Genomic DNA, 25825 nt, shown 5'->3' on the forward strand with positions numbered 1-25825 from the left:
CCTGTTAGAGCGGATTACGCTTGAACGACGGACGGGTCAGTTTGGCCGCACGATGGCCTGCAAAATGACGACGGCATGTTCGGTACCGCCGACCCCCTTGGAGGTCACCCGATAGACGGGAACAATGGGCCGTTCTCGGAGTGGGGGGCATACCTCCTCCGGGTCACAAGGCTCCCTGACTTCCAGCCGCTCGACAAAGTGCGCAAACTCGTTGGGTGGGGTGTCCCGCAGGGCCGGATGTTTGTCCCACTCCTCGGCATTTGTGGGCGAGAAGCTGACCGGGGCGTTGGCATCGTTGGCGATGTTCGGGTCGTTTGCTGCGTCCCGCAGGCCGCGTTCCGCGTTCTGGAAGGCGATGTTGCGGTCGTGCATGTTGCCCGCCATCCGCTCCTGGAGGACGGTGTTCTGCATTCCGGCAACGGCCAGGATGGTGATGACCAGCAGCAGGATCAGCGCGATGATCAGGGCGGAGCCGGATTGCCGCGTGCGGGCTGCCGAGGGGGCGTGAACGAGGCTGGAATTCATCGTGTTCATCCTCTGGATCACTCGAGCCGGTTGCGTGCGGCGATGGTGGTGGTAAAGGTCTGGTACAGGCGGCGGTCCGGTGCGTTGAACAGGTCGTCAACGAAGTAGAGATTGGTTCGGGGTTGATCGACTACGTTATCTTCTTCGCCGTTGTGCACCAGCAGGTGAACACGGACGGCCGCAGTCCTCTCCCAGTCTGCGCTGCTCATGGCGTCCGTAGGTTGGTATCGGTTCACGTGCCCGTCCCCGTTGTCGTCCAGGCCGTATTCGAGTCGCATGTCGTAGATACCGCTTGCGATTTCCCGGGTGGACTGAACGTCCGCCCCGCCAGTTGCATTCGTGAAGGAGGTACGGCGGAAAAGGCCCGGGATTGTGCCCCCCGTGGTCGTCCCGATGAAGTAGGTTCGTTGCTTCAGAACCCGAATATCGACCTGGCCACTGAACGGGCTGTAACCGACATGCGCTTCGGGTTCGAAATTACCGGGCAACATATCCCGGTCGATGCCCCGGACAAGGCCGGGAGAGTCTGTTGCCGCGGCATTCTGAAACACCTCGCATGCACCGGATTCAGAGTCAGCTACTCGCAATATCCATCCCCGGTTAAAGCTGGCAGGGTCGCCTTCTTCGAGAGTCAGATCCGGGGCGCTGGAGCCATCCATTTCAAAAGTGTCCGCGTCGTTGAGCGAGCGCATGGAAGAGATGGTCAGGATGTCGCCACGCACGTGTTCCGAGGGGGCGTCTCCGTCCACAAAGGCCCGATTAACATCATGCAGGTTGGGGTTGTAGCTGGGGTTTTCAGCCCGGATCCAGTTTTCTGGCGTGCCGGGGCATCCAAGGTACCCGGCCTCGCGGGCGTCGCGTGCAATGCGCTCGATCGCGAAGCGGCCGGACTCCTGCACGCGCGACATGGCTTCCTGAGTGCGGTAGGTCTGCTGAGTGCTGATGAAGATACTGATGGTGCCCCCGATCAGGAGCAGCCCGATCAGCATGGCGACCATCAGCTCGACGAGCGTGAGGCCGCGGACCGCGCAGGAAAAGGAGGTTGTCGGGGTTCGGCGGGCACTCATATCTCGGTCCTGGTGATAAATTCTTCGACTTCTTCGCTGTCGTCATCGACCAGACGGTCGTTGTCCCAGCGGATGCGGATGGTGAATTCATCGCCGTCGCGGGTGATGCGGGCGCGGCCGTTGGGCATCCCGCAGGCCAGTGCCACACGCCACTCCGCCACGTCACGCTGGGCCAGGTTGCCTGCAGGGCTGGGCAGGTTGTCCGGGTCGCTGGGACAATTGATCGCGCTGTAGTCGCCGACGTAATCATTATCAGTACTGAGGGCAGCCTGGCGGTTTGCCCGCATCCGGTCGGCGATGTCGTAGGCGAGATTGGTCGCCTGTGATCGCATCTGGGAACCATGGTTGGCCTGCAGGGCGTTGGCCTGCAGGGCGGCCACGCCGATTAGCCCGATGGACAGTACGAGCAGTGCCACCAGCACCTCGATCAGGGTGACGCCGGAACTGTAGCGGGAGCGCATCGGTTGGTTATTTGATCGGTCCATCAAGAAGGCCCTGGTTGAAGCTCGGTGTCTGTAGCGCTATTCGCAGTCGATGCGTTGTACGGATGCCCGGCCGCCGGGGCCGACCTGGATTTCCCGGGCGCGTTCGCCCCCCGTACAGTCTTTGGGTTGAATCGTGAAGGTGAAATCGTCGTCGTTAGCGGCTGTGTCCATCCTGCCCCCAAGGGCATCGAATGCGAGGTAACTATCGGTACCAGAAGCGGTGATCGTTACCCGTGTGGGGAGTTCGGTCCATTCTCGGAGCAGATCGCCGCCGCAGCCTTCGCTGCGGACCACCTGCCAGCCATCCGCCCATGCGCCGTCCAACGGGCATACGGATACCGGCAGGCCTCTCCGGACGGCTTCGCTGCGCGCATAGTTGAAAGCGGTGGTCAGTTCGTTGGCGGCGGTGGTAACGCGATTGTTCTCGATGATGAACCGGAAGCTCGGCACGGCGATCGAGGCCAGCACCGCGAACACCGCGATGGTGACCATCAGTTCGACGAGCGTGAATCCTTGGGGTCGGGTCATGGGGCGCAGCCGTTCCGGTTTTCCGTAACTCCAGTGATAAGCAGGCGGCTGCCGCATCGCAAGGCTCGGATCGGTGAGTGGTCAAATCGTACCCATCGGCGGTGGCTGCTGCCGTGGCAGAGGCCTGGTCGGCTGCGGGCCGCCGTCAGGTCGCGGCCGGGCTCAGGTGCAGTTGGTGGTGGTGACGCGGGGGCGGCCGGCGCTGCTGATGATGATGGCGCGGCCTTCGCTCGATTGGGCGCAGATCGAGAGGGTGCCCATGAGAAGCGCACCCGACAGGCGTTCGGTCTGGCCGAGGGCGTTGTAGGAGATGTGCTGACTGACGGGCTGGTTGCCGGCCACCGCTATGGTGGAATCGGTCCAGGCGTGGCCCACGCGCAGGATGCTGTCCGGCCCGTTAGGCTGGTGGGCACGCCCCGGATTGGCGTAAAGAATCCAGCCCGCGTCCCAGGTCGAACCGCTGGTGCAGGTGGTGCCGTCGGTGGAGGTGCACAGGCTGACCAGGTGGCCGCGACGAATGGCCTCGCTGCGTGTCATGTGCAGGGTGGTCAGGAACTGGTTGGTGGTTGTGGTCAGTCGGGTGTTTTCGACCAGGCTGGCGAAGGCCGGTATACCCACGCCCAGCAGGATCGAGGCCACCAGCAGGGTGATCATCAGCTCCACGAGCGTGAAGCCGCGCAAGTGCTCCATGTTCGACTCCTCCCTGAGTCCAAACAACAACCCGAGCGTAAAATGGCCTTGCGGGGTGTGCAACCCGCGCCGTGTGGCCGCGAACCTTCGGTGCTGATGTTTGCCTACAGGGGGTGACCCGGGCGCTGGCACGTAAGTGCCCGGGGCCGCGGCATCAGCCATGGGGTTATGGTCGGGACTGGCGGCTGCGGAGAAGCGCCACAAAGTCCCGGGGTTGGTCGGGGCAAGGTTTTGTTTCGTTCAAAATGGCGGCCCGCCTCGCTGGTGGCAGGGTGGGGCGAACACGGGCGGTTGATGCAAGTAACGGAGGTGTGCAGGCCCATGGTGAAGGACGTGCAGCGGATGGATCAGGCAGATTTGCTGGATCTGCAGCAGCGGGCAGCGCGCCAGGCTCGGGTGGCGGTGGGCTTTCGGGATACCGCGCGTTCCGGAGCGCTTACCCCGGAGCTACAGGTGATCCCGGCCGGAGAGTTCGAGCTGGGCTCGGATGCCTCGGAATATGGGCACCAGCCGCACGAGGCCCCGCGGCGGTTCGTGGCGCTGGAACGGCCCTTTGCGCTGGGACGCTACACCATCACGCGCGAGGAATGGGAGGCGTTTCAGGCGGCCACCGGCTGGACGCCCTGGGACTGGCTGGTCTGGCCCAGTACCCCGCGTATGCCGATCTTCAACGTCAAGCCGGGCAGCATCCAGCAATATCTCGACTGGCTGAGCGAGGAGACCGGTAAGCGCTACCGCCTGCCCACCGAGGCGGAGTGGGAATACGCCTGCCGGGCCGGCACCCGCACGCCATTCGCCTTTGGCGAGGTGGTGGGCTGTCGCGACGTACACTTCAACTCCCTGTTTCCCTACGAGGAGCGGCGTCAGCGGCGCAAGTGGTATATCCCCGCCTGTTTCCCGCTTTCGCGTCCGCTGGATGTCGGCAGTTTCCAGCCTAACCTGTGGGGGCTGTATGACATGCACGGGAACGTGCAGGAGTTCACCTCCACGCCATGGCATGACAGCCATGCCAGCCTGCCGCGCGATGGCGTCTACCGTCGCGATCCGGACAACGAATGGGTGGTCGCCAAGGGCGGTTCCTGGTTCGATCCAGCGGTGAACACCCGCAGCGCTGCCCGGCGCCGCCGCAATATCGACGAGATGGATACCAACCTGGGCTTCCGCGTGCTGCGCGAGCTGGACGATTAATCGCTGGCGCCCTCGGCACGACGAGTTCGCTGCGCTCAACAGCATCCTACGGTTGGATTCATGCGCGCGGGCGCACTAAGTCTCGTGAGCTGAGCCATCCGTTTGCCGTTTGCCGGTTACCGTTAAGCGTTATATTCTGTATCCATGATCAGAAGCTTTCGGTGTAGGGAAACCCGGGCGCTGTTCGAAACCGGAAGGAGTCGGCGTTGGTCCGGTATCCGAGCGATTGTGGAGCGCAAGTTGGTTCAGCTTCAAGCGGCGGAGACGCTGCAGGATTTGCGTTCGCCGCCGGGTAATCGGCTGGAGGTCCTGTCTGGAGATCGCGAGGGACAGCACAGCATTCGCATCAACGCCTTGGGAAACACTGATCAATGTACGCGCTCGCGTTGGTGCCCCCTGTTTTCCGAGACAAGGCGCGGCGCGTAGAGTCGTAGCATTCTACGGCCAAGCGGCGCAACGCAGGATCGGGGAACAGGGGGCACCAACCCCGCAGAGGCTCGGCCGCTTTTGCGCGTGTACGGCGTTGCGGTTCCCTTGTGCAGAATGACTGCACGGCAGTCGCCGCGCCTTGTTCACACGCAAAAGCGACTCGAGCGCGAGTGCGTACATTGATCAGTGTTTCCCTGGTGGCGTATCTGTTTCCGGTGGACTGACGAAGGTCCCGAGGATGTGGAGATCGTCGATTACCACTGAAAGGTTTTGGAAGGAGGTTAAACCATGAGCACAAGCGGTATGCGACCCATCCATCCAGGCGAGGTCCTGCGCGAGGAGTTTCTTGCCCCGCTTGGGCTCAGTGTGAACGCGCTTGCCGGGGCGTTGCATGTGCCGACGACGCGAATGAACGACATTGTGCGCGAGCGTCGTGGCATTTCGGCTGACACGGCCATGAGGCTGGCGCGTTATTTCGGCACTTCCGAGCGTTTCTGGCTGAACCTGCAGGTTGAATACGAACTGAGGCGCGCCCAGATCGAACTCGCTGACCGCGTGCGCAGCGAGATCGAACCTCGCGCTGCGTGACGCGCGTTTTCGCCGCACCTTGCTGTTCTGGTCAGTAGTGGTAGCGGAGCTGCGCAATCAGCAGGGTCCCGTCGTCCACCTTGTAGACGATGCGGTGTTCGCTATCGATCCGTCGGGACCAGTAGCCGGCAAGGTTGTGCTTGAGGGGTTCGGGCTTCCCGATGCCCGTAAACGGGTCGCGCAGGATGGCCTTGATGAGCTCGTTCACGCGGCGAAGGGTTTTCTTGTCGTGTCGTTGCCAGTAGAGATAGTCCTCCCAGGCAAGTTCAGCAAAGAGTAGCCTCACTCCTCTAGGGGAACACTAATCAGTGTTCCCCTAGCCTCCGTTCCTTGCCTCCCCCTTGCTCCAGTTCGGCGACCGAGGCAAGCAGGCGCCGAGCATTCTCTGGTGCCCGAAGCAGGTAGGCCGTTTCCTGTAGCGCCTCAAAGTCTTCCAGTGACATCATGACCACGGAGGGGGCTTTGTTGCGGGTAATGATAATCGTGGAATGGTCTTCGCAGACCTGTTCCATCGTCTTGGCCAGATTGCTCCGCGCTGCGGTGTAGCTAATGGCGTCCATGGAGTACCCCCTTGGGTTCGGATCTGTACATGTACGGGATAATGTACGATTGGGCGTGAGCCATAGCAAGCGAACGGACAATCGTTGTTGGACGCTTATGGGAGCTGCTCGGTACCAGCCGGGGGAGCACGTTGGGGGGGTAATGCGTGTCGCTCCGTTCAACCGCATCCTACGATTGGATTGCGGTGCGCAGGATGCACTGAGCGCAGCGAACTGCACCGTTTGCTGGAGGCTGTTACAGCCAGCGGGCGAGCCAGAGGCGCAGGCGCAGTTCCAGGGGGGGGGCGTAGCCCTGCTTGCGGAAGACGATCTCGCCGTCCGAGTTGATGATGAACGTGGCCGGTACACCGCGGACGTTGTAGCGCGCGGCCAGGGCGCCCTGCGGGTCGTTGACCACGGGCAGTTCGCGCTCGCGCTCGTTCATGTGCTCCAGCACCTCCGCCGGCGCGCCGGACTGCATGGCGACCGTGAGCACCGGGTGGCCTTGCGCCAGGCGCACGATCTCGCCTTCTTCCAGGCGGCAGATCGGGCACCAGGTGGCCCAGAAGTGCAGCAGCATGGGTTCGTCGGCATAGTCCGCAAGGGCCACGGGCGTGCCGTCCAGCAACTGGGCCTCGAACTCGGGGGCCGGGCCTTCGGCCATGTCGCGGGCCATCCAGGCGCGCACGGCCAGAAAGATCACCAGCGCCAGACCGATCTGGATGCCCCAGCTCAGCGCGCGGCGACGCCGGGACGGTTTCGGGGCTTGCGGTTTTTCGGGGCGGGTCTCGGTCAACGGATCATCTCGGCTTGTCCGGGGCGGGCGCGGGTCCCGCGTTTTTTCGGGCCCTTGCGTACCGCAATGCGCACCAGTTCGTCTTCGTCATGCATCAGATGTTCCCGCTGGGCGTCTGTCAGCAGCGGGTTGCGCGCGACGAAATAGCGCAGGTTTGGGTCACGGTCGTGTACGCAGGCCTCAACCTGATCCGGCGTCAGGTCGGGACGCTTGGCGCAGTTCAGGCGCACGGTCTGGTTGGGATCAGCCAGCAGCAGCGCGACCTCCTCGGGGGTCAGGTCCATGCGGCGGGAGAAATAGGCCTTTACCTGGGCATGCTGGTCGCGCACCAGCAGAGGGCGCCAGTGCGCCTCGAGGTCCGCGGACAGAGCCAGGTCCATGCGCGCTTCAAAGGAGAGCGCCTTGTATTGGCGAGTGAGTTCATCCATCGGGTGGGCATTATAGGGAGATCGCCGCCCCCGGGTCCTGCGCCCCCACAATCTGCAGGAACGACAGCGCGCGCAAGGCTGTCGTACCATAAGCGGCCCATTATTCTCCTCCGACCCTCTCGGAGAACGAGGCATCCATGAATGCACCGGTAGCCGACAAGCCGATCTTCCAGGTGCCGACCACGGCTCACGTGACGGCTTCGCTGCATGCGCTGAACGACGCCCAGCGCGACGAGCTGGTACGCCGTATCAAGCGCCTGCTGATCGAACGCAACGCGGTGCTGGTGGCCCACTATTATGTGGACGAGTCCCTGCAGCGACTGGCGGACGACACCGGCGGTTGTGTGGCCGACTCGCTGGAGATGGCGCGCTTTGGCAAGGAGCACCCCGCCGAGACGCTGGTCGTGGCCGGGGTGCGTTTCATGGGCGAGACTGCCAAGATCCTGAGCCCTGAGAAGCGCGTGCTGATGCCGACGCTGGAGGCCGAGTGTTCGCTGGACCTGGGCTGCCCGGCCGACGAGTTTGCGAAGTTCCGCGCCCGGTATCCGGACCACACCGTGGTGGTGTACTCCAATACCTCGGTGGACGTGAAGGCGCAGGCCGACTATGTCGTCACCTCCAGCATTGCCGTGCCGCTGGTCGAGCACCTGCGCGATCAAGGTAAAAAGGTCCTGTGGGCCCCGGACAAGCACCTGGGCGACTACATCCGCCGTACGACCGGCGCCGACATGGTGCTTTGGGATGGCTCCTGCGTGGTGCACGACGAGTTCCGCGCCTGGGCGCTGGAGGACCTGCGCGGCCGCCATCCGGGTGCCGCGGTATTGGTGCACCCGGAGTCCCCGCGCGAGGTGATCCATCAGGCCGATGTGGTCGGCTCCACCAGCCAGCTGATCGCGGCGGTGAAGGGTCGCCCGGAACAGGAATTCATTGTTGCCACCGACAAGGGCATCTTCTACAAGATGCAGCAGGCGGCCCCGGGCAAGACCCTGATCGAGGCCCCCACCGGCGGCCACAGCGCCACCTGCACCAGCTGCGCCCACTGCCCGTGGATGGCCATGAACGACCTGGTTGCGCTGGCCGCGACGCTGGAAGACACGGCGGACCCCGCGCAGAACGAAATCTTTGTCGACGAGGCCGCGCGCCAGAAGGCCCTGGTAGCAACCCAGCGCATGCTCGACTTCGCCGCCGATCACCGCAAGGCCAGCGCCGGCGACGCCTGACGATGTGTCTTGTAGGAGCCTGCTTGCAGGCGAAGCCCCGCCCGCGCCCGACTCTGGCGAACATGACATTCGCGGACCCGTTTGCTCCAGCATTGGTCCGATAGCGATACACTCCATCGATACATTCTCTGGTCGTCTGCGCAGGAGGCCATCATGAGCGAGTTGAAACGTATCACCTTTGATCCGGAAATCTGCGGGGGGCGCCCCTGCATCCGGGGTACCCGGATGCGAGTGATGGATGTCCTGGACCTTCTTGCTGCAGGGGCCTCGCGGGAGGAAATTCTGGAGGATTACCCCTATCTGACGGGCGAAGACATTACCGAGGCACTGCGGTTTGCCGCGCGGCAAACGGACCATCCTGTCCTTCACGTTGCCTGAATGCGCTTCCTGGTGGATGCACAGCTCCCGCCGGCCCTTGCGCGCTGGCTGGTTGACCAGGGTGTTGAGGCCGAGCATGTTGCAGATGTCGGGATGCTTGAGGCTTCAGACCGGGAGATCTGGGCGGAAGCACTCCGGACGCGGGCCGTCATCGTGACCCCGGGAGACGCTGATTTAATCGCACGTCCGCGCTCGAGTCGCTTTTGCGTGCGAACAAGGCGCGGTGACTGCCGTGCAGTCACTCTGCACAAGAGAACCGCAACGCCGTGCGTGCGCAAAAGCGGCCGAGCCCCTGCTTTCTATGGCTTGTCGGGTTGGTGCCCCTTGTTCCCCGATCCTGCGTTGCGCCGCTTGCGGGTAGAACCACTACCCGCTGCACGACGCGCCTGGTCTCGGAAAACAGGGGGCACCAACGCGGACGTGCCATTAAGTCAGCGTCTCCCGAGGATGAGGATTTTGCTGTCTGGCGCTCCGCGGCTTCGGGGGCCTATCCAGCCGTCGTCTGGCTTCGAGTTGGCAATACTCGAAAGGCGGCCTTGCTCGAATGGTTCAAGCCGCTTTTACCTCGCGTGCTCCAGGCTTCGGAGCACGGTGAATCGCTGATCGAAGTCGACTGACCGAGATACCCCTTGCTGAGCTTCGCCTGCAAGCAGGCTCCTGCGGTGGGGTGGGGTTACCGGTCGTTCAGCCAGGCGGCCCACTGGGAATGGGTGGAGACGTCCACGCCGTCGGCCTTCGCGGCCTGTTGCAGGTGGGTCTGCAGGTCTGCCATCAGTTCGGAATCCATCAGTTCCGGCGCCAGTGCCAACTGTGCGTGCAGTGTGCTGTAGACGAGTTTGAGTTCATTCACGGGATAATGTGACCAGTCGAGGTGGGCCATGCCTTCCGTTCTCCATTGTGATCCGTTGCGTTATAGCTTGCCGCTGGTTGCGGGTGGCATTCAAAAGCACCTGCCGGGGAAGCACTGATTCATGTACACACACGCGCTGGCACCCCGGGTGTTCCGAGACCAGGCGCGGTGCGCAGCGGGTAGTGGTTCTACCGCGCAAGCGGCGCAAAGCAGGATTGGGGAACTTGGGGGGCAACCCCGCAACGTCCATCAACGCGGGGGCTCGGCCTCTGGTTGTGATCAAAAACGGGCGCGGGAACGGCGTTGCGGCTCCCTTGTGCAGAATGACTGCGCGGCGGTCACCGTGCCTTGTTCGCACGCAAAAGCGACGCAGCAGCGAGCGTGTACATTGATCAGTGTTTCCCCGGGGGATAGAGATGTATAAGCGTCGAGCGCGGTTGTTGGTCGCGGCCGCAGGCCCGGACGGGCGAGCCGCACGCGTGGCGGAACTGGCCGCGGCGGGCGAGTTCAGGGACTGGATCGAGGTACGCCCGGCGCCGGCGATGGCGGCGGTGACGGAGGCCGACCTGGCCTGGGGTGATCTGCTGGTGGCCGTGGATACGGCCGCGGCCCGCGCCATGCCCGCACAGCGCCCTGCGACCTGTCGGCCGAAGTACTGGCAGCTGCCCGCCGATACGGGAATGGCGTTTGATCGCCAGGCCCAGGAGGCGCTGCGCTGCATGGTCGGCGGGATGCGCATGCTGGCGCGGGTGGATGTCGCAGATGATGCCTGACCGGCAGCCTGTCCGGGCGCGTCTGTGTCCTCTCCTCATCCGCCTCGAGTCCGTCCTCGCCCGGGCCTTGGTGTGCCTGCCCGAGCATCCTGATCCTGCGGCTGGAGCACGCCCTGGTTCCGGTCCACCCGGTGAAATGAGCCCCGGCCTCGTCCTCCCTGCTCAAGCGAAACCGAGAGTGCAGAATCTCCAGCGCTGGTTGTACCTCGAGGCCCGCGACCCCGGATAAGCGCTGCGCGGTTTCCAGGGTGATGTCGGGCAGGTGGGGGCCGGTTTGCTGCGGATGATGGCCATGTTGTTGCGCTGGCGGGTGTTTGCCGGCTTGTCATTGCAGGGTGTCCGGTGAGCGCGGGTGCTCTCCGGCGGTTGTCCGGTTGCCGGGGTGGTGCGGGGGATGTCGGGGGCTATTCGGGGTGGTACGGCACGGGGGCGCGGGCGTGCAATTGGGCCAGGTGGGATTCGTAGAGGGTCCAGATACGTGGAGCGATGGCGCCGCGTGAGCCGGGGTAGGTGAGGCGGTCGGGGTTGAAGGTGGCGAGGCGTTCGATCTCGGTGCAGCGCAGTTCTTCGTTGATTACGTTGAAGATCAGGATCTGCGTGCCCTGATCGGCGATCGGCAGCAGGGCCCCGATGATGCCGGTGTCGTTAAGTCCGGGTTCACCGCGGGCATCGCCCAGCTCGGCCGGTGGTCGCACCAGGGTGCCCAGCAGTTCCTGATAGGCCTGATCGCAGGCGTAGCAGATCTCCGGCGCCCGCAAACCCTGTACGCGTTCGCAGGCCAGGCGGATTGTCTCGTTTGGCAGCGCCATGCGTTCCGGTGACAGGCCGATGCGGTTGCGCTCGCCATTGGGCAGCAGGCGCGGGACCTTCTCCTGACAGGATGGGCAACGCCAGTTGGCGATCTGAGGACCTTCAACAATGTTGCTGGGCGGCATGGGTGGCGATCCCGTGAGGTTGCGTGGCGGTATACGACCGGGACCGGCGGGGTGGCCCTTGCCTTGCCCCGCGGGCCCGCGGCCGCCGCGGGGTCAGCCGTAGTAGGCCGGTTCGTTGCCCGGGCGCCACTTGATGTTGCAGCCGAGGCTCGGGTGCTGCGGTTCGGGGGCGGGCTGACCGGCGAGCAGGGCATCGCTGGCGGCGCGCAGGTCGCGGCCGGTCACCGGGGTGTCGGCGCCGGGTCGAGTCTCGTCGAACTGGCCGCGGTAGTACAGCTTGCGCTCGGCATCGAACAGGTACAGGTCGGGGGTGCAGGCGGCGTGATAGGCCTTGGCGACGGATTGGTCCTCGTCCAGGCAGTACGGGAATTTGTAGCCGAAGCGACGGGCGTCGTCCTTCATCTTGTCCGGGGCGTCGTCCGGCACCGCCTGGATGTCGTTGGAGTTGATTGCGATCACTGCGATGCCCTTTTCCGAGTATTCGCGACCGTAGCGCGCAAATTCGTGGCGGATCAGCTGTACGAACGGGCAGTGATTGCAGATGAAGGCGATCATGTAGCCTTTCGCATCGGGAAAGCTGTCCAGGCTGATGGTGTCGCCGGAGACGACGTCCGGAAGGGAAAAGTTCGGTGCCTCGGTGCCGAGTTCGATCATCTGCGAGGGGGTACGGGCCATGACTGCTCCATTGGTCGAATTTGGGTGAATTATACGGTGCCGGCCGGGGGTGCTTGAAACCTTCCGGCCGCGCCAGCACTCTTGCGCATAATACCCGAGTAACGGAGTAAGGAATAACATGGGCTGGGTAACCGGTGTCGTACAGGAGCGCAAGCAGTGGACGGAACGTTTGTTCTCGCTGCGCGTGGATGCGGAGGTCGAGCCGTTCAAGGCGGGACAGTTCAATCGCCTGCGCCTGGAGATCGACGGCGAGATGGTGGGGCGGCCGTATTCCTACGTGAATGCGCCGGACGAGCGACCGCTGGATTTTTACCTGATCACGGTGCCGGACGGGCCGCTTTCCAATCGCCTGGCCGCGCTGGAGCCAGGCGACACGGTGGAGGTGATGCCGCGCGCCACGGGCTTCTTCACGCTGGACGAATTACCGGACAGCCGCGATCTCTGGCTGCTCTCCACCGGGACGGCACTGGGGCCGTTTCTGTCGATACTGAAGACGGATGCCCCCTGGGAGCGGTTCCAGAACATCCGTCTGATCCATGCGGTCCGCCAGGCGGAGGAGCTGACCTACCAGGACACGCTCCGGCAGTTTCAGGAGCGTGCCCCGCAGCAGTTCCAGTACATCCCGTTTGTCAGTCGGGAGCCGTTCGCCGGGGGGCTGGAAGGCCGGGTCCCGGCGGCCATCGCGGAGGGGCGCCTGGAACATCACGCGGGCCTGAAGATCACGCCCGAGCACTCGCAGGTGATGCTGTGCGGCAACCCCGCGATGGTGCAGGACACCACTGCGATCCTGAAGGAACGCGGGCTCGCGAAGAACCGCAGGCGCAAGCCCGGTCATATCACCACCGAAAACTACTGGTAGGGCCCGGCTCCGGCTTTGGGCAGGAGCTGCCCCTGCGAGCAGGCCCCCGCGGGGGCTTTGGCGTCAGGCTTCTAGTCCAGCAGGTTTGCGGACCAGGCGCGGATCAGGCCGCCGACGTAGCGGGTGTGTTCCGGGCGCGAGAGCAGGTGGTCGGTCTGATGCAGGGCGACGAAGCTTTTCGGGTGCCGGGCCTGCTGAAAGATCTTGCGGGCGTGATCGACGCTCACCACGGTATCCCCGGGCGCGTGCAACAGCAGCAGGGGGCGTTCCAGCGTCTCCAGTGCCGTATCCAGCGTGGGTTCCGCGATGGATTCGATGAAGGCGCGGCCGATTTCGACCGGGCGCCCTCCGATATGGATACGGGCGGAGCCTTCGTTGCGGATTGTGTCCGCGGCATCCCCGAACAGGTGTGCCACGTGCCCGGGCCGGCTCGGGGCGGCGATGGTGACGATGCCGTCGAGGGATTTTCGTTGTGCCCCTACGTAGATGGCCATGGCGCCGCCGAAGCTGTGGCCGATCAGCAGGTTGGTGTGGCGTCCGGTGTACGTCTCCAGGGCCTCGAGGGCGGAGTGCAGGTCCTCGCAATAGGTGTCCAGGGTGCTGTCACGGAATTCACCGTCCGAGTCGCCCAGTCCCATGAAGTCGAAGCGCAGGGTGGCGATGCCTTCTGCGGCCAGTGCGCGCGCCAGCCGGACCGTTGCGGGGAAGTCCTTGGAACAGGCGAAGCAATGGGCGATACAGGCCTGGCCGCGGATGGCATCGACCGTGTCGGGCGCAACCAGGATGCCGCCGAGGCGTACCCCGCGCGGGGTCTTGATGTTCAGCGCTGTGGTCTGGGTGGACATCGGCCAGGCTCCGGGTTGGGTTTCCTATGGTCCCGCGGGGGACGGTCTGCGATCATACGGGTTTGCGCATCCAGATGGCCAAGTGAGTCGCCTCGCGAGATCACAACCATATGGTCACGGCAGAGCAGAGGGGGCGACTTGGAAACCGACAGTCAGATTCGTGCGCGCCTGGCCGAGCTGGAGGCCGAACATCGGGCCCTGGATGCGGCCATTGGTGCGATGCATGAACAGTCCTCCCCGGATCTGTTCGCCATCCAGCGTCTGAAAAAGCGCAAGTTGCAACTGAAGGACGCCATCCAGCGTTTGCGCAGCCGGCTGATCCCTGACCTCAACGCCTGATCGCAGGCGTCCACCACGCAGCGGACGGGGAGACGCATGAGAGCAAAGCGCCTGATAGCAGGCGTGGAAGACACGAAGAAAGGCAGGGCCACCTGACAGAAACAGCGGTTGTTCTTCCCGCTTTCCCAGCCTTCCTGTCAATCGCTCTTGACCTGGACCTTCTTCGCGCCTTCGTGTGACTCGTCGCGAGCAAAAAAAAACGGCGCCCGGAGGCGCCGTTCAAGTGTGTTCCGTAATGGAACTTCTGGGCGTTAGCCCCAGATGTCGTGGGTGATGCCGTCGTACCAGGCGCGGGTGTACCCTGCCTCACGGCGACGAACGCTGGAGCTCGCACCCATCGGGCTGACGCCCCCTGCACCGTCGACACCGCTCATGGCGCCATCCTGGTACTGGTACACCGCGGCCACGCTGATGGCGTATTCCGGTGTGACCAGGCTGTAGCAGGTGTTGGCGGAGGAGGGGTTGATGGGCTCCTGACCGGAGAGCTCGCGCACGATCGCGGCGGCGACGATCTTGCCCTGGTTGTTGGCCGAATGGCCGGACTTGGGCATGGCCCCGGCCACGCTGGCATCCCCGAGGACGTAGATGTTGTCGTCCATCTCCGACTTGAAGGTGAGCTGATCCACCGGGACCCAGCCTGCGTCGTTGGTCAGCCCCACGTCGTGGGCGATTTGACCGGCGCGCTGGGCGGGGATGAAGTTCAGCACGTCGGCGCGGACGCGTTCGAAGCCGCTGTCGGCCATGACGGTCATGTTGTCGACGTCGATTTCTTCGGCGCGGCCGCCTTCGGAACCGGCACGCCATTCGATCATGTCGCCGTAGTGCTCGGCCCAGCCTTCCTCGAACAGGCCCTGCTTGGAGAAGGCATCCTTCGGGTCCAGGATGATGATCTTGGAGCGCGGCTTCTCCTGCTTGAAGTAGTGCGCAACCAGCGACACCCGCTCATACGGCCCCGGCGGGCAGCGGAACGGGTTCGGCGGGGCGACCATCACGAATACGCCGCCGTTCGGCATGTCGCGCAGTTGCGAGCGCAGCAGTTCGGTCTGTGCACCGGCCTTCCAGGCGTGCGGGATGCGATCGGCGTCGGCTTCCGAGATGCCGGGCATGGCGTCGTAGCGGAAATCGATGCCCGGGGACATCACCAGCTTGTCGTAACTCATGCTGTCGCCGCCGGCCAGGCGCACACTGCGGGCAGCGGCATCCACTGCTGTCACGCGGTCCTGAACGATCTCGATGCCGTGGTCGTCACGCAGGGTGTCGTAACCCTGGGCGATATCACCCATGCTGGCAAAGCCGCCGATCACCCAGTTACTGCCGTAGCAGGTGTGGTAGGTGGCGTTCGGCTCAATCAGCGTCACGCGAGTGGCGGGCGAGAACTGCTTGATGTATTTGGCTGCGGTGGCCCCGCCGGATCCGCCGCCAACCACCACGATGTGAGCCTTGTCGGCCCCCTGTACGCCGTTGGCTGCACAGCCAATGCCGGTGAAGGCCGCGGCACCGGTGATACCGGCGACCTTGAGAAAATTACGTCGCGAAAAATCATGCATGTTGTCGTTCCCCCCAGATTCAGAAGCGGCCGAAGTAGGCGGCCATGGCGTCGATTTCTTCGTCGGTGTAGCCCTTGGCGTGACGATCCATGATCGTCGCAGCACGGTCACCGTCGCGGAATGCCCTCATCTGACTGGCGATGATCTCAGCGGGGAAATGACTCAGTTCGGTTACGCCCTGCTGGGCCCCGGCTGCGTTATGGCAGGCCTTGCAGGAAGAGGCCATCAGCTGGCCACGCGTGATTTCGTCGTCGGCGACGGCTTGCGTGGCAGTGCCTGCCATCGCGAGCGAGGCCACGAGTCCCGCCAGGTACAAATACGATTTCTTCATTGAATCGGACTCCTCCGTTCGAAGTGACTTTGAAAAGTGACAGCTGTGGAGTACTGCCTTCATCCTCTGGCCCGGTGTGAAATACCGGGTTGTCGTTGCGCCACCGGGTTCGAGCCCGGTAGTTGCGCCTGATCGTCTAAAGGATCGATCATGGCACTCGTATAGCACATACAAGCGGTCTTTTCGATGCATCTAAAAGGCATTTGTGATCAGGAGGGGGCATGAACGGGGAGCGGCGGCGGCATCCACGGGTTCCGATGGCCGTCGAGGTCGTGTGCGAAATGGAGGACGGAGACCAGGTCACCCTGACCACTAACGACATCTCCGGTGGTGGTGCCTTCCTGCAATGGGACGATCCGGACGACGCCTGTGTCGGGCGCCTGATGAAGCTTGCTTCGGACGACGAGCTGATGCTGCAGGTCTTCGGGATGCTCGGGGATGGCGGTGCAGCGCCGCGGGTCAAGGCCCGGGTCGTGCGGGTGATGGAGGGCGGTATCGCCGTGCGTTTTGACCCCGAAGAACTGGAATAAACCGGTGTCCAATCGCGCGTCGGCATCCTGCGAGCACGCAGGGTACCGATGCGGAGATGCGCCTCAATCCGCGTGGTCCTCGCGTTCCATCAGTTCCAGCCCCGCTGCCCATTCGTCGGCGATCATCGGATTGGTGAGCAAGCCGTGCACGGTGTCCTCGCTCCAGTCCTCGCGCGCCTCCTGCAGTGCTGCGTCCCAGTTGTCCTGGGTGTAGTCACCGCGGCCGATCGCGCTCAGCGCCTGCAGTTCCGCCTGGTGTTCGGGGGCGAGGTTGCGCAGGGTGGCTTCCAGCTCCTGCAGGGTCAGGTCGCTGGCGTGGTCGGCCAGGATCTGCATCGCCCAGTCATCGTCATTGCCCTCGGCGCTTGTGTCCGGGAAGACCACGTCTTCCTTGGCGTGGAACTCGCGCGCGGCCTGGAGCAGCCGCTCCATGGTGTTGGCGTTAATGCCGAGGGAGGCCGACATCGTCGCGGCGACTAGTGAGAGCGGGTGCGTTCCTGGGCGAGGACCCAGGGCGCGGCCACGATGGCGGTGAAGACCGGATCGTTCGCGGCCCAGCGTCGGGCGTCGTCATCCGAGGCCCGGGCCACCTGGTCGTTCGCCAGCCATTCGCTGACCTGGTGGGTCGCATCGTCGCGAAAGGCGCGGGCCACTTCGATCAAGTCCAGCTCCGGTGCCACGCGGATCACCACGCCGCGGGCAAAATGCGGCATCAGTTCCTTCCAGGGCAGCGGGCCGGCTTCTTCCTCCAGCGGGATGGCGGGTTGTTCGGCAGAGGCGTCGTGCATGATGGTTTCCTTCGGTTTCATATACGGTTCAGGCTAGGCGGATACCCTTGCATCTGCAAGATTTTTTCAGCCACGATTCCCGGAGACGAACCGATATGCGACCGACACCGGACCAGCAGTTCGGATGCGGCAGGCGGGCCCTTGCCCGGCCCCTGGTCGTGCGCTCGCTGCTGGTGCTGGTGGTGTTGCTGGGCCTGGTGCTGCCGGCCCGGGGTCAGGTCATGACCGATGACTCGGACGCCGCGGTCTGGGATCTCGACGAGGCCGTCGCCCAGGTCGAGGCGCGCTACTCCGGGCGGGTGCTCCAGGCGCGCGAGGACGTCAACCCGTACGGCGCGCGCCTGTTCGTCATCCGCATCCTGACTACCGACCAGCAGGTGCGTACCCTTCGCATCAAGGAAGGTACTGCGGTGGAGCTGCCGCAATGAACCTGCGCGTGATCTTGATCGAGGACGACGTCGCCCTGCGTAACCAGATCGCCGAGGAACTGGAGCGCAGTGGCTGTCGCGTGGACACGGCATCGGATGGCGAGACCGGCCTGTACCTGCTGACCGAGTACCATTGCGATATCGCGGTGGTGGATCTCGGGTTGCCCGGCATGGACGGGCTGGACGTGATCCGCAAGGCCCGCGAGTCCCGGCCACGGTTGCCGATCCTGATCCTGACCGCGCGCGATCGCTGGCAGGACAAGGTCGAGGGTCTGGAGGCCGGGGGCGACGACTATCTGGCCAAGCCGTTCCATATCCAGGAGCTGGTGGCACGTCTGCGTGCCCTGGTGCGGCGCAGCCTGCAGTCGGGCCAGGAGCGCTTGCAGTTCGGGCCCCTGGTCATCGATACCGCTGGCGATGATGTCTGGCTGCATGGCGAGCCGGTAAGCCTGACCACCTTCGAGTATCGCCTGTTATTGACACTGGTGCGTCAGCAGGGCCGCGTGCTCAGCAAGGAGGTGCTGGCGGACTCCCTCTACGAGCATGACGAGGACCGCGAATCCAATGTCATCGAGGTCCTGATTGGCCGCTTGCGGCGCAAGCTGGATGCCGATGGCAGCCTGGGGCTGATCGAGACCTTGCGTGGTCGTGGCTACCGTTTCGCGCGTGCACCTGACGCCGCGCCGGATGGCGGGGGGACGGCATCCGGATGATTCGCCGCGTGGCCGCGCGGTGGCCATGAACGCCTGGCTGCGCAAGCTGCGGGGTGGCCTGATCCTGCGCCTGGCCGCGGTCACCGCGGTCACCGTACTGATCTTTTCGTTCCTGACGGCCTGGATGCTGGAGGCCGCCTTCCGCGACAACGCCGCGGATGCCGTGGAAACCCGCCTGGAGGCGCAGGTCCTGTTGCTGATGGGGCTGGCCGAGGTGATCGGACCGGCGGACGTGCGCGTTCCCGAGATGCTGCCGGAAAGTCGGCTGCAACTGCCGGTCAGTGGGCTGTACGCGCGCATCCTGGGGGCCGACGGGCAGACCCTCTGGCGGTCGCCCTCGGCGGTCGGGGTGTCGCTGAGCAGCTGGTCGGAGGACGAGTACTTCAGTTTCAGCCTGCCCGTGCAATGGGAGCTGGAGGGCACGCAGGTGGGGCTGACCTTCCAGATGCTGGAGGACCGCGCGGCCTTTACCGAGCAGGTGGAACAGTATCGCATCAGTCTGTGGCAGGGGCTGATGACTATGTCCGTTTCGATGATCCTGGTATTGTCCCTGGCGCTGTGGTTCTGGGGGCTGCGGCCCTTGCGCCAGGTGCGGCGCGATCTGGATGCCCTGCGCCATGGTGATCACGCGCGGCTGGAGGGCAATTATCCCACGGAGGTTCGCTCGCTGACGGGCAGCATCAACGACCTGGTCGAATTCGAGCGCGCGCGGCTCACGCGTCAGCAGAACGCCCTGGCGGATCTGGCTCACAGTCTGAAGACACCCATCGCCGCGCTGCGCCTGAACCTCGAGAGTGCGCACCCGGACAGCGACGACATGCAGCGCCAGGTGGACCGGTTGCAGGGGATCGTCCAGCACCAGCTGAACCAGGCGCAGCGGCTGGGGCCGGCGCCGTTTCAGGCGCGCGAACTGCTGGCACCGATCATCGAGCGCACGGGGCAGGCCCTGGGGCGACTGGCGGCGCAGGAGGGTGTGACATTGGAGACCGACCTGGCCGCGGACTGCAGCCTGCGCATGGACAGCGGTGCCATCTTCGAGTTGCTGGGTAATACCCTGGATAATGCGATTCGACATGCGACCACCCGGGTGCGGATTACCACCCGTTGTCAGTCGGGGGAGGTGAGGCTGATCATCGACGACGACGGCCCGGGCATCCCTCCGGCCGATCGAGCCCGGGTACTGGAACGTGGTCAGCGTGCGGATACCCGTACCGGGTCCGCTGGCGAAGGCGGGAACGGGCAGGGGCTCGGGCTCAGTATTATTCACACCCTGGTGACCGACCACGGCGGCAGGCTGTTCATCGAGCAGGCGCCAGAGCTGTACGGCGCCCGCATCCGCATGGTCTTCCCGGCGTCGTAAACGGAGCGGGCCCGCACGGCCTTGAGCCTGGCTGATGCTTGTTGCGAATCAGGCGATGCGTTGAGCGCAGTGCATCGCTCCAGAAGCCTGTCGGGTTTGGGCGGTCGTCGCGAGCGTCGTGGGAGCGAGCGGAAAAAGGGGCCACTCTCCTGCGTGCGGCATATCAGTCCCAAGCCCGACAGGCTTCAGGGCGGATCAGAGCCTCAGGCCTTCCATGGGCAGAGACGGCGATTCGCCCAGTACCCCCGTGCAGACCAGTGCCGCTGCCCCGCAGGCAAAGGTCCACCCGAGGTGCCCGGCCCCGGTGTTCAGATGCAGGCCCGCGACGTCGGTGGGACCGAGGATGGGCGTACCGCGGGCGCTCATCGGGCGCAGTCCGGTCCAGGGCGCCATCGTCTCCGGGTTGAACCTCGCGGGCAGGCCCGTCAGGGTGCGCCGGCACTGGTCGAGCACATTGCCCGCGCGCTCGGCATTCAGATGCCGGTCGCGGCCGGCGAACTCGGCGGTGCCGGCCAGGCGCAGGCGCTCTCCCAGCGGGGTCATCACCACCTTGTTGGCGTCATCGATCAGCGGCAGATTCAGCCGGCAGTCGGCGTCCATCGGCAAGGTCAGCGAGTAGCCCTTTACCGGGGCGACGGGCAGGTGCAGCCCCAGCGGGCGCAGCAGGTCCGGGGCATGGTAGCCGTTGGCCACCACACAGGCCTGCGCTGCGATCGGCCCTTCGGAGGTCTCCACCGCGTCGATCCGGTCGCGGTGGGTGCGCAGGTGTCGAACCGCGACATTCGGGTAATACCGGATGCCCCGGCGCTGGCCGATTGCGAGCAGCTGCTCGGTGAAGCGGGCGGCGTCACCGATCGCATCCCCGGGGAAGAACAGCCCGCCGCACAGGCGGTCGCGCACCGGCGCCAGGGCCGGCTCCTCCGCGATGATCCGCTCCACGTCCCAGTCCTCGAAGCGCACGTCCTCATTACGCATCGCCTCGCTGGCGGCGCGATTGTGGGCCTGGCTGGCCGGGTCCTGGAACAGCTTCAGGATGCCGCAGCGGCGAAAGTCGAAGTCCAGCCCCGCGCTTGCCAGTTCCCGCTGCAGGCGGTCGATCTCCCGGAGCGAGAACGCGGCCAGGCGGGCATTCAGGCGGGTGTGCTGCTCGAACAGCGAACGGCGGCTGTTCCAGAGAAAACGCAGGCCCCACCCGGCCAGCCCCGGCAGGGCGCGCGGGCGCAGCAGCAGCGGCGACTCCGTGCGGCCGAGAAAGCGCAGCAGGTCCAGCCCGACGCCGGGGGTGTTCCAGGGTTCGGCGTGGCTCGCATGCAGCATCCCGCCGTTGGCGTGGCTGGAGCCGGTGGCGGGGGCGGGGCCGGCATCCACCAGCACGACCTCGGCCCCGGCCTCCTGCAGGTACCAGGCGGTGGTCACGCCGATCACACCGGCCCCGATCACGACTACGCGCATCCGTTGCTTCCCTTATCAAGAACGCTCATGTACCGCTTGCCAGTCGTTGGATCACGTCCGCGTATTCGCGTTCCAGCCGCTTCGGCGACACCTTCTCGCGGGTGCCCAGTTCCTGGGCGAACTGCGAGACGCGAAACTCCTCGATGCGGTAGCGAAAGGCGAGCACATCCGGGTGGTCCGGCGCGCGCGCGATCAGCTCCTGTGCCTGCTGCCACAGCGGTTCCACGGCCACGCGCCGGGCGCGGTCCTTGTCCGGTGCCTGGGTCAGGCGTTCCAGGCGCTTGTCGATCGCCTGCAGGTAGCGTGGCAGCTCGGGCAGCGTGTCGTGCGGGGTGCGCAGCAGGAAATCCGCCGGGACCAGGGCCTCGAGTTGTCCGCGGATGTCGCGCGCAGCTTCGATCCAGGACAGCGGCAGATCCCCCTGCAGCCGGGTGCGCAGGTCGTGCCAGTGGCGCAGGATCTCGGCGGCCAGGCGCGAAAGCTCCATCACCGTGGGCGAGAATTCGGGCAGGCGGGCCTCCAGGCGCTCTCCAAAGGCCTCGGCGTCGCGTGGCCACGGCTCGGCCAGGAACACGCGGTCGGCCGCGGCTTCCAGGATCTGGTCGCGCAGGACCTCGCAGCTGCCCAGCGTCGAGTAGTTCAGGCAGGCGCGTTCGATCTCCGGGAGCTGGCGGCGCAGGTCGCGCGCGGTCTTGCGCGCGCCCAGCAGGAACAGCCGGCGCAGGCCCGCGCGGTGGGCGCGCGCGGCCCGCGCCGGGTCCGGTTCCAGCTCCAGCGAGACGGCGTCGCCGCGATCGACCAGGATCGGGAAGGCGCGCAGCTGCGCCCCCTGGTGGTCGAACTCGACACTCTCCGGCAGCGCGCCGAAGTCCCACTCGGTGATGCCCTCGCGGGTGATCTCGTCCGGGCGGCTGGCGTCGAAGTGGGCCTCGGCGCTGTCGCCCAGCCGGCGTTTCAGCGCGGCCAGGTCGCGGCCGCTGGCCTGCTCGTTGCCTTCCGGGTCGAGGATGCGGAAGCGCATCACCAGGTGCGGCTCCAGGTTCTCCGGCCGCCAGGCCTCCAGCGGAGTCTCGGTGCCGGTCATCGCGCGCAGGGCCTCGGCCAGCGCCGGAATCAGCGGGCCCTGACGGTGCTCGATGCGTGCCAGTGCCGCCTGCGCGAAGTCCGGTGCGGGCACGAACTGGCGGCGCAGACTCTTGGGCAGGCTCTTCAACAGGGCCGTCACGCGCTCCTCCAGCAGCCCCGGCACCAGCCAGTCGCCCAGCCAGTCGGGCACCGCGTTCAGCGCGGCGATCGGGATGGTCACGGTCACGCCGTCGTCCGGCTGGCCGGGCTCGAAGCGGTAGGCCAGCGGCAGGCGCAGGCCCTCGAGCTCCAGGTGGTCGGGATAGGCCCCTTGCGGGAGTGTGGTGTCCGGCTCGTTCAGCAGTTCCGCACGGTCGATCCGCAGGGCGTCCGGGTCCCGCTTCTCGGTCTTGCGCGCCCAGGTCTCGAAGCTCGTGCCGTCGGTGGTCTCTGTGGGCAGGCGGGCGTCATAGAAGTCGAACAGGCGATCCTCTTCTACCAGCAGGTCGCGCCGGCGTCCGCGCGCCTCTTGCTCGGCGATCTCGGCCACCGCCTCGCGGTTGGCCTGCACCCCCTTCGAGCGGGTGCGCAGCTCGCCGCCGACGAGGCCCTCGCGGATCAGGATGCGCCGGGCCTCGGCGGGGTCGTGTCTGGCGAAGTCCACTGGTTTTTTCGGGGCGACGACCAGGCCGTACAGGGTGATGCGGTCGAAGGCCCCGACGCGCCCGCTGCGACGCTGGAAGTGCGGCTCGAAGATATGGTGCTTGAGCAGATGCGGCGCCACGGCCAGGATCCAGTCGGGCTCGATGCGGGCGTTGTCGCGGGCGTAGACGCGGGTGGTCTCGGCGATCTCCGCGCTCATCACCCAGGCCGGCTTCTTCTTCGCCAGGGTCGATCCGGGATGGATCTGGAAGCGGCGGTTGCGCGCGCCGAGGTAGTCGCCGCGCTCAGTCTTCTGCCCGATCTGGCTGACCAGCCCGGTCAGCAGCGCGCGGTGCACGGGCTCGGCGTCGGCGGGCTGGTGGTTCGGCTTCAGGTCCATCTCGCGGGCCTGGCGCAGCAGCTGCACGCGCAGCTCCTGCCACTCGCGCATGCGCAGGAAATTCAGGAAGTGCTCGCGGCACCAGCGCTTCAGCGCATTCGATCCCAGGTCCTCGCGCGCGGTGTGCCAGGCCTCCCACAGCCGCAGCATGCCCATGAAGTCGGAGCCCTCGACCTGAAACTCCCGATGGGCCTGATCCGCCGCCTGGGTGGCCTCGGCCGGGCGTTCGCGCGGGTCCTGCAGCGACAGGAAGGCGGCGATGGTCGCGGTCTCGGTCACGCAGCCGTGGTCGGCCCCGGCCAGCAGCATCGCGCCGTGGCGCGGGTCGATGGGCATGCGCGCCAGCTGGCGGCCGCGCGGGGTGATGCGGCCGCGGGCATCCACCGCACCCAGCTCCTCCAGCAGGCGGTAGCCGTCCTTGACCAGGCGCGGGTCGGGCGGGTCCACGAACGGGAACTGGCGCGGCTGGCCGAGCTTCAGCGCGGCCATTTGCAGGATTACCGAGGCGAGGTTGGAGCGCTGGATCTCCGGGTCGGTGAAGGGCGGGCGCAGGTGGTAGTCGTCCTCCGCGAACAGCCGGATGCAGATGCCGGGGCCGAGCCGTCCGCAGCGCCCGGCACGCTGGTTGCAGGCGGCCTGCGATATCGGCTCCAGGCTCAGGCGCTGCACCCGCGAGCGCCAGGAATAGCGCGAGACGCGGGCCAGCCCCGAGTCGATCACGAAGCGGATGCCGGGGACGGTCAGCGCGGTCTCGGCGACGTTGGTGGCCAGCACGATGCGCCGGCCGGCGTGCGACTGGAATACCCGCGACTGCTCGCGCGCGGACAGGCGCGCGTACAGCGCCAGGACCTCGGTGTCCGCGCGCACCTGGCCGCGCAGGGCCTTGTGGGCGTCGCGGATCTCGCGCTCGCCGGGCAGGAACACCAGGATGTCGCCGAGGCCGGCGCGCTCGCATTCGGCGACGGCGTCGCGGATGCCGTCGAACAGGTCGCGTTCGCCGCGGCCTGCGTTCTCGTCGTCGGCCGCGTCTTCCGGCTCGATCGGGCGGTAGCGCAGCTCCACCGGGTAGGTGCGCCCGGCCACGGTCAGGATCGGGGCGTCGTCGAAGAACGCCGACAGCCGCTCCGGGTCCAGCGTCGCGGAGGTGATGATGATGCGCAGTTCCGGGCGTTTCTTCGACAGGCGCTTGAGCACGCCCATCAGGAAGTCGATGTTCAGGCTGCGCTCGTGGGCCTCGTCCACGATGATGGTGTCGTAGGCGCGCAGTTCCGGGTCATGGGCCAGCTCCGCCAGCAGCATGCCGTCGGTCATCAGCCGGATCCAGTTGTTGGGCCCGGTCTGGTCGGAGAAGCGCACCTTGAAGCCCACGGTGGAGGTCTTGTCACCCCCCAGCGAGGTGCCGAGCTCCTCGGCGATGCGGCTGGCGACCGAGCGCGCGGCGATGCGGCGCGGCTGGGTGTGGCCGATCAGCCCGGTCTCGCCGCGCCCGGCCTCCAGGCACAGCTTGGGCAGCTGGGTGGTCTTGCCGGAGCCAGTCTCGCCGCAAAGTATCAGCACCGGATGTTCGCGGATCGCAGTGACGATCCGCTCGCGCTCGGCGTGGATCGGCAGGTCGCCGGCGTAGATGGGCTGCGGACGCAGGCGGGTGCGCTCTTCAAGGCCCCCTTCGGCGCGGTCCAGACGTTTGGACAGGTTGCGCGCGATGCGGTCGCAGGGCTGCCCGCGCTTCTGGCGCTGGCGGGCGCGGCGCAGCAGATCCGCGAGGTCCTTGCGTTCGGGGCCGGCGGGCAGCGCCTCGATGCGGGCGGCGAGGGCGTCGAGATCCGGTGCGGCGGCCGGTTCCACGGTCAGCCCTGGTGGCGCAGACGCAGGGCCTCGATGTTCTCCGTACGCAGGCGCTCCAGCGCCTGGCGCACGCGGTCCTCATCGCGGAACGGCCCAAGATAGACGCGATACCAGGTGTCGCCCTGGAGCTCGACCTCGCGCACGTTCGGGGACAGGCCCAGCAGGGTCAGGCGGGCCCGCATCTCGTCGGCCTGTTCGAAGCGGCGGAACGAGCCGGTCTGGAGGACGACCGGCTCGCCCGCGTCGGGTGACGTGGCCGGTGGCACGGTGGGGGCGGGGGCCGCGCGCTCGGATTCCGGCACGCGGATCTCGTCCTGGGGCAGCAACTCGTAGTAGCGAAAGCGCGGTTCGTCATCGGATGGCACCCGCTCGCGTTCTACCGGGACCGGGGCGGGGGCCGTCGTCTCGGTCGTGGGGTCGTCGAACAGGGCGGCGAGATCGGGTGAGCGGTCGGTCCCCTGCAGGTACAGGACGGCGGCAACCCCCAGCCCGAGCAACAGGCCAATCAGCATCCATACCCAGCCGGGGATCGGACGCGAGGCGCTGTCCGAGGTGGACTTGCGACGGGTCTTGCGCGCCTGGGCCAT

General features: G+C 65.9%; 32 protein-coding genes and 1 pseudogene. 13 read left to right on the top strand and 20 right to left on the bottom strand.

What is annotated here, in order from left to right:
* Positions 1–36: 36 nt before the first annotated feature.
* The 5 genes from G332_RS0105495 to G332_RS0105515 all read right to left on the bottom strand — a co-directional run bounded on the left by G332_RS0105495 (position 37) and on the right by G332_RS0105515 (position 3295).
* Positions 37–534, bottom strand: a complete 498-nt coding sequence (locus tag G332_RS0105495) for a PilX N-terminal domain-containing pilus assembly protein (protein WP_019625998.1) — start codon at positions 532–534, stop codon at positions 37–39.
* Between the two features lie 8 nt (positions 535–542).
* Positions 543–1592, bottom strand: a complete 1050-nt coding sequence (locus tag G332_RS0105500; protein ID WP_019625999.1) for a PilW family protein — start codon at positions 1590–1592, stop codon at positions 543–545.
* Positions 1589–2053: a type IV pilus modification protein PilV gene (gene pilV / locus G332_RS0105505; RefSeq protein WP_019626000.1), complete on the bottom strand. Its 465-nt coding sequence runs from the start codon at positions 2051–2053 to the stop codon at positions 1589–1591. The genes G332_RS0105500 and pilV overlap by 4 nt, the downstream gene beginning before the upstream one ends.
* A gap of 60 nt (positions 2054–2113) precedes the next feature.
* Positions 2114–2605, bottom strand: coding sequence for a GspH/FimT family pseudopilin (locus G332_RS0105510; RefSeq protein ID WP_019626001.1), 492 nt, complete (start codon positions 2603–2605; stop codon positions 2114–2116).
* Between the two features lie 162 nt (positions 2606–2767).
* A complete protein-coding gene (locus G332_RS0105515; protein ID WP_019626002.1) occupies positions 2768–3295 on the bottom strand; it encodes a GspH/FimT family pseudopilin in 528 nt (175 codons plus the stop codon).
* Between the two features lie 321 nt (positions 3296–3616).
* Here G332_RS0105515 and G332_RS0105520 point away from each other — a divergent pair, with 321 nt between their 5' ends.
* From G332_RS0105520 to G332_RS0105525, 3 genes and pseudogenes are all read left to right on the top strand, one after another.
* Positions 3617–4483 (top strand): SUMF1/EgtB/PvdO family nonheme iron enzyme, encoded by an 867-nt coding sequence (locus tag G332_RS0105520; RefSeq protein ID WP_019626003.1) that lies wholly within the window; start codon positions 3617–3619, stop codon positions 4481–4483.
* 144 nt (positions 4484–4627) lie between these two features.
* A pseudogene (locus tag G332_RS13215) lies at positions 4628–4837 on the top strand (type II toxin-antitoxin system RelE/ParE family toxin); the annotation flags it as partial.
* A 363-nt stretch (positions 4838–5200) separates the two neighbouring features.
* Complete coding sequence (locus tag G332_RS0105525) at positions 5201–5500, top strand: HigA family addiction module antitoxin (protein ID WP_026340629.1); 300 nt, start codon at positions 5201–5203, stop codon at positions 5498–5500.
* Positions 5501–5531: 31 nt separating this feature from the next.
* Here G332_RS0105525 and G332_RS0105530 read toward each other — a convergent pair whose 3' ends face one another.
* The 4 genes from G332_RS0105530 to G332_RS0105545 form a co-directional block, all read right to left on the bottom strand.
* A complete protein-coding gene (locus tag G332_RS0105530) occupies positions 5532–5786 on the bottom strand; it encodes a Txe/YoeB family addiction module toxin (RefSeq protein ID WP_026340630.1) in 255 nt (84 codons plus the stop codon).
* 19 nt (positions 5787–5805) lie between these two features.
* Positions 5806–6060, bottom strand: coding sequence for a type II toxin-antitoxin system Phd/YefM family antitoxin (locus G332_RS0105535; RefSeq protein WP_019626006.1), 255 nt, complete (start codon positions 6058–6060; stop codon positions 5806–5808).
* A gap of 235 nt (positions 6061–6295) precedes the next feature.
* On the bottom strand, positions 6296–6835 hold the full coding sequence (locus G332_RS0105540; protein WP_019626007.1) for a protein disulfide oxidoreductase: 540 nt from the start codon (positions 6833–6835) through the stop codon (positions 6296–6298).
* Positions 6832–7263, bottom strand: coding sequence for a hypothetical protein (locus tag G332_RS0105545; RefSeq protein ID WP_019626008.1), 432 nt, complete (start codon positions 7261–7263; stop codon positions 6832–6834). The genes G332_RS0105540 and G332_RS0105545 overlap by 4 nt, the downstream gene beginning before the upstream one ends.
* A 137-nt stretch (positions 7264–7400) precedes the next feature.
* On the opposite strand from G332_RS0105545, the gene nadA reads away from it, so the two are divergent.
* The 3 genes from nadA (at position 7401) to G332_RS13760 (ending at position 9464) form a co-directional block, all read left to right on the top strand.
* Positions 7401–8483 (top strand): quinolinate synthase NadA, encoded by a 1083-nt coding sequence (gene nadA, locus G332_RS0105550; protein WP_019626009.1) that lies wholly within the window; start codon positions 7401–7403, stop codon positions 8481–8483.
* A gap of 153 nt (positions 8484–8636) precedes the next feature.
* Positions 8637–8861: a DUF433 domain-containing protein gene (locus G332_RS0105555; RefSeq protein ID WP_019626010.1), complete on the top strand. Its 225-nt coding sequence runs from the start codon at positions 8637–8639 to the stop codon at positions 8859–8861.
* A complete protein-coding gene (locus G332_RS13760) occupies positions 8862–9464 on the top strand; it encodes a DUF5615 family PIN-like protein (protein ID WP_231362877.1) in 603 nt (200 codons plus the stop codon).
* 70 nt (positions 9465–9534) lie between these two features.
* Here G332_RS13760 and G332_RS0105560 read toward each other — a convergent pair whose 3' ends face one another.
* Positions 9535–9741, bottom strand: coding sequence for a hypothetical protein (locus tag G332_RS0105560; protein WP_019626011.1), 207 nt, complete (start codon positions 9739–9741; stop codon positions 9535–9537).
* Between the two features lie 386 nt (positions 9742–10127).
* On the opposite strand from G332_RS0105560, the gene G332_RS0105565 reads away from it, so the two are divergent.
* The gene (locus G332_RS0105565; protein ID WP_026340631.1) at positions 10128–10484 is read left to right on the top strand and encodes a hypothetical protein; all 357 of its coding nucleotides are present in this window, start codon (positions 10128–10130) and stop codon (positions 10482–10484) included.
* A gap of 404 nt (positions 10485–10888) precedes the next feature.
* Here G332_RS0105565 and G332_RS0105570 read toward each other — a convergent pair whose 3' ends face one another.
* Both G332_RS0105570 and G332_RS0105575 read right to left on the bottom strand, forming a co-directional pair.
* Entirely contained in the window at positions 10889–11419 is a 531-nt protein-coding gene (locus tag G332_RS0105570) for a hypothetical protein (RefSeq protein WP_019626013.1), read from the bottom strand.
* Positions 11420–11512: 93 nt separating this feature from the next.
* The gene (locus G332_RS0105575; RefSeq protein ID WP_019626014.1) at positions 11513–12094 is read right to left on the bottom strand and encodes a thioredoxin family protein; all 582 of its coding nucleotides are present in this window, start codon (positions 12092–12094) and stop codon (positions 11513–11515) included.
* A gap of 118 nt (positions 12095–12212) precedes the next feature.
* Between G332_RS0105575 and G332_RS0105580 the strand changes: the two genes are divergently transcribed.
* Positions 12213–12953 carry a ferredoxin--NADP reductase gene (locus G332_RS0105580; protein WP_019626015.1) on the top strand — a complete coding sequence of 247 codons (741 nt, stop codon included), beginning with the start codon at positions 12213–12215 and terminating at the stop codon, positions 12951–12953.
* Positions 12954–13024: 71 nt separating this feature from the next.
* Here G332_RS0105580 and G332_RS0105585 read toward each other — a convergent pair whose 3' ends face one another.
* Entirely contained in the window at positions 13025–13798 is a 774-nt protein-coding gene (locus tag G332_RS0105585) for an alpha/beta hydrolase (protein ID WP_019626016.1), read from the bottom strand.
* Positions 13799–13936: 138 nt separating this feature from the next.
* On the opposite strand from G332_RS0105585, the gene G332_RS0105590 reads away from it, so the two are divergent.
* On the top strand, positions 13937–14137 hold the full coding sequence (locus G332_RS0105590) for a YdcH family protein (RefSeq protein WP_019626017.1): 201 nt from the start codon (positions 13937–13939) through the stop codon (positions 14135–14137).
* 251 nt (positions 14138–14388) lie between these two features.
* Here the strand turns inward: G332_RS0105590 and G332_RS0105595 are convergent, their stop codons facing one another.
* Positions 14389–15684, bottom strand: coding sequence for an FCSD flavin-binding domain-containing protein (locus tag G332_RS0105595; RefSeq protein WP_019626018.1), 1296 nt, complete (start codon positions 15682–15684; stop codon positions 14389–14391).
* A gap of 19 nt (positions 15685–15703) precedes the next feature.
* Positions 15704–16015 carry a c-type cytochrome gene (locus G332_RS0105600; RefSeq protein WP_019626019.1) on the bottom strand — a complete coding sequence of 104 codons (312 nt, stop codon included), beginning with the start codon at positions 16013–16015 and terminating at the stop codon, positions 15704–15706.
* A gap of 221 nt (positions 16016–16236) precedes the next feature.
* Between G332_RS0105600 and G332_RS0105605 the strand changes: the two genes are divergently transcribed.
* Positions 16237–16545, top strand: coding sequence for a PilZ domain-containing protein (locus G332_RS0105605; protein WP_081619760.1), 309 nt, complete (start codon positions 16237–16239; stop codon positions 16543–16545).
* A 63-nt stretch (positions 16546–16608) separates the two neighbouring features.
* On the opposite strand, the gene G332_RS0105610 is transcribed toward G332_RS0105605, so the two are convergent.
* Positions 16609–17010, bottom strand: a complete 402-nt coding sequence (locus G332_RS0105610) for a DUF3775 domain-containing protein (RefSeq protein WP_019626021.1) — start codon at positions 17008–17010, stop codon at positions 16609–16611.
* 11 nt (positions 17011–17021) lie between these two features.
* Positions 17022–17333, bottom strand: coding sequence for a DUF2288 domain-containing protein (locus G332_RS0105615; RefSeq protein WP_026340632.1), 312 nt, complete (start codon positions 17331–17333; stop codon positions 17022–17024).
* 95 nt (positions 17334–17428) lie between these two features.
* On the opposite strand from G332_RS0105615, the gene G332_RS0105620 reads away from it, so the two are divergent.
* The 3 genes from G332_RS0105620 to G332_RS0105630 are packed head-to-tail and all read left to right on the top strand — an operon-like array spanning position 17429 to position 19834.
* A complete protein-coding gene (locus G332_RS0105620; RefSeq protein WP_019626023.1) occupies positions 17429–17761 on the top strand; it encodes a hypothetical protein in 333 nt (110 codons plus the stop codon).
* Positions 17758–18474 (top strand): response regulator transcription factor, encoded by a 717-nt coding sequence (locus G332_RS0105625; RefSeq protein WP_019626024.1) that lies wholly within the window; start codon positions 17758–17760, stop codon positions 18472–18474. Before G332_RS0105620 ends, G332_RS0105625 begins: the two co-directional genes overlap by 4 nt.
* Positions 18475–18499: 25 nt before the next feature.
* On the top strand, positions 18500–19834 hold the full coding sequence (locus G332_RS0105630; protein ID WP_026340633.1) for an ATP-binding protein: 1335 nt from the start codon (positions 18500–18502) through the stop codon (positions 19832–19834).
* A 195-nt stretch (positions 19835–20029) separates the two neighbouring features.
* On the opposite strand, the gene G332_RS0105635 is transcribed toward G332_RS0105630, so the two are convergent.
* The 3 genes from G332_RS0105635 to G332_RS0105645 are packed head-to-tail and all read right to left on the bottom strand — an operon-like array spanning position 20030 to position 25825.
* Positions 20030–21286: an FAD-dependent oxidoreductase gene (locus tag G332_RS0105635; RefSeq protein WP_019626026.1), complete on the bottom strand. Its 1257-nt coding sequence runs from the start codon at positions 21284–21286 to the stop codon at positions 20030–20032.
* Positions 21287–21311: 25 nt separating this feature from the next.
* Complete coding sequence (hrpA, locus tag G332_RS0105640) at positions 21312–25238, bottom strand: ATP-dependent RNA helicase HrpA (protein ID WP_019626027.1); 3927 nt, start codon at positions 25236–25238, stop codon at positions 21312–21314.
* A gap of 2 nt (positions 25239–25240) precedes the next feature.
* On the bottom strand, positions 25241–25825 hold the full coding sequence (locus G332_RS0105645) for an SPOR domain-containing protein (RefSeq protein ID WP_019626028.1): 585 nt from the start codon (positions 25823–25825) through the stop codon (positions 25241–25243).

It is taken from the genome of Thioalkalivibrio sp. ALJT, assembly GCF_000381825.1.
Lineage (GTDB): Bacteria > Pseudomonadota > Gammaproteobacteria > Ectothiorhodospirales > Ectothiorhodospiraceae > Thioalkalivibrio.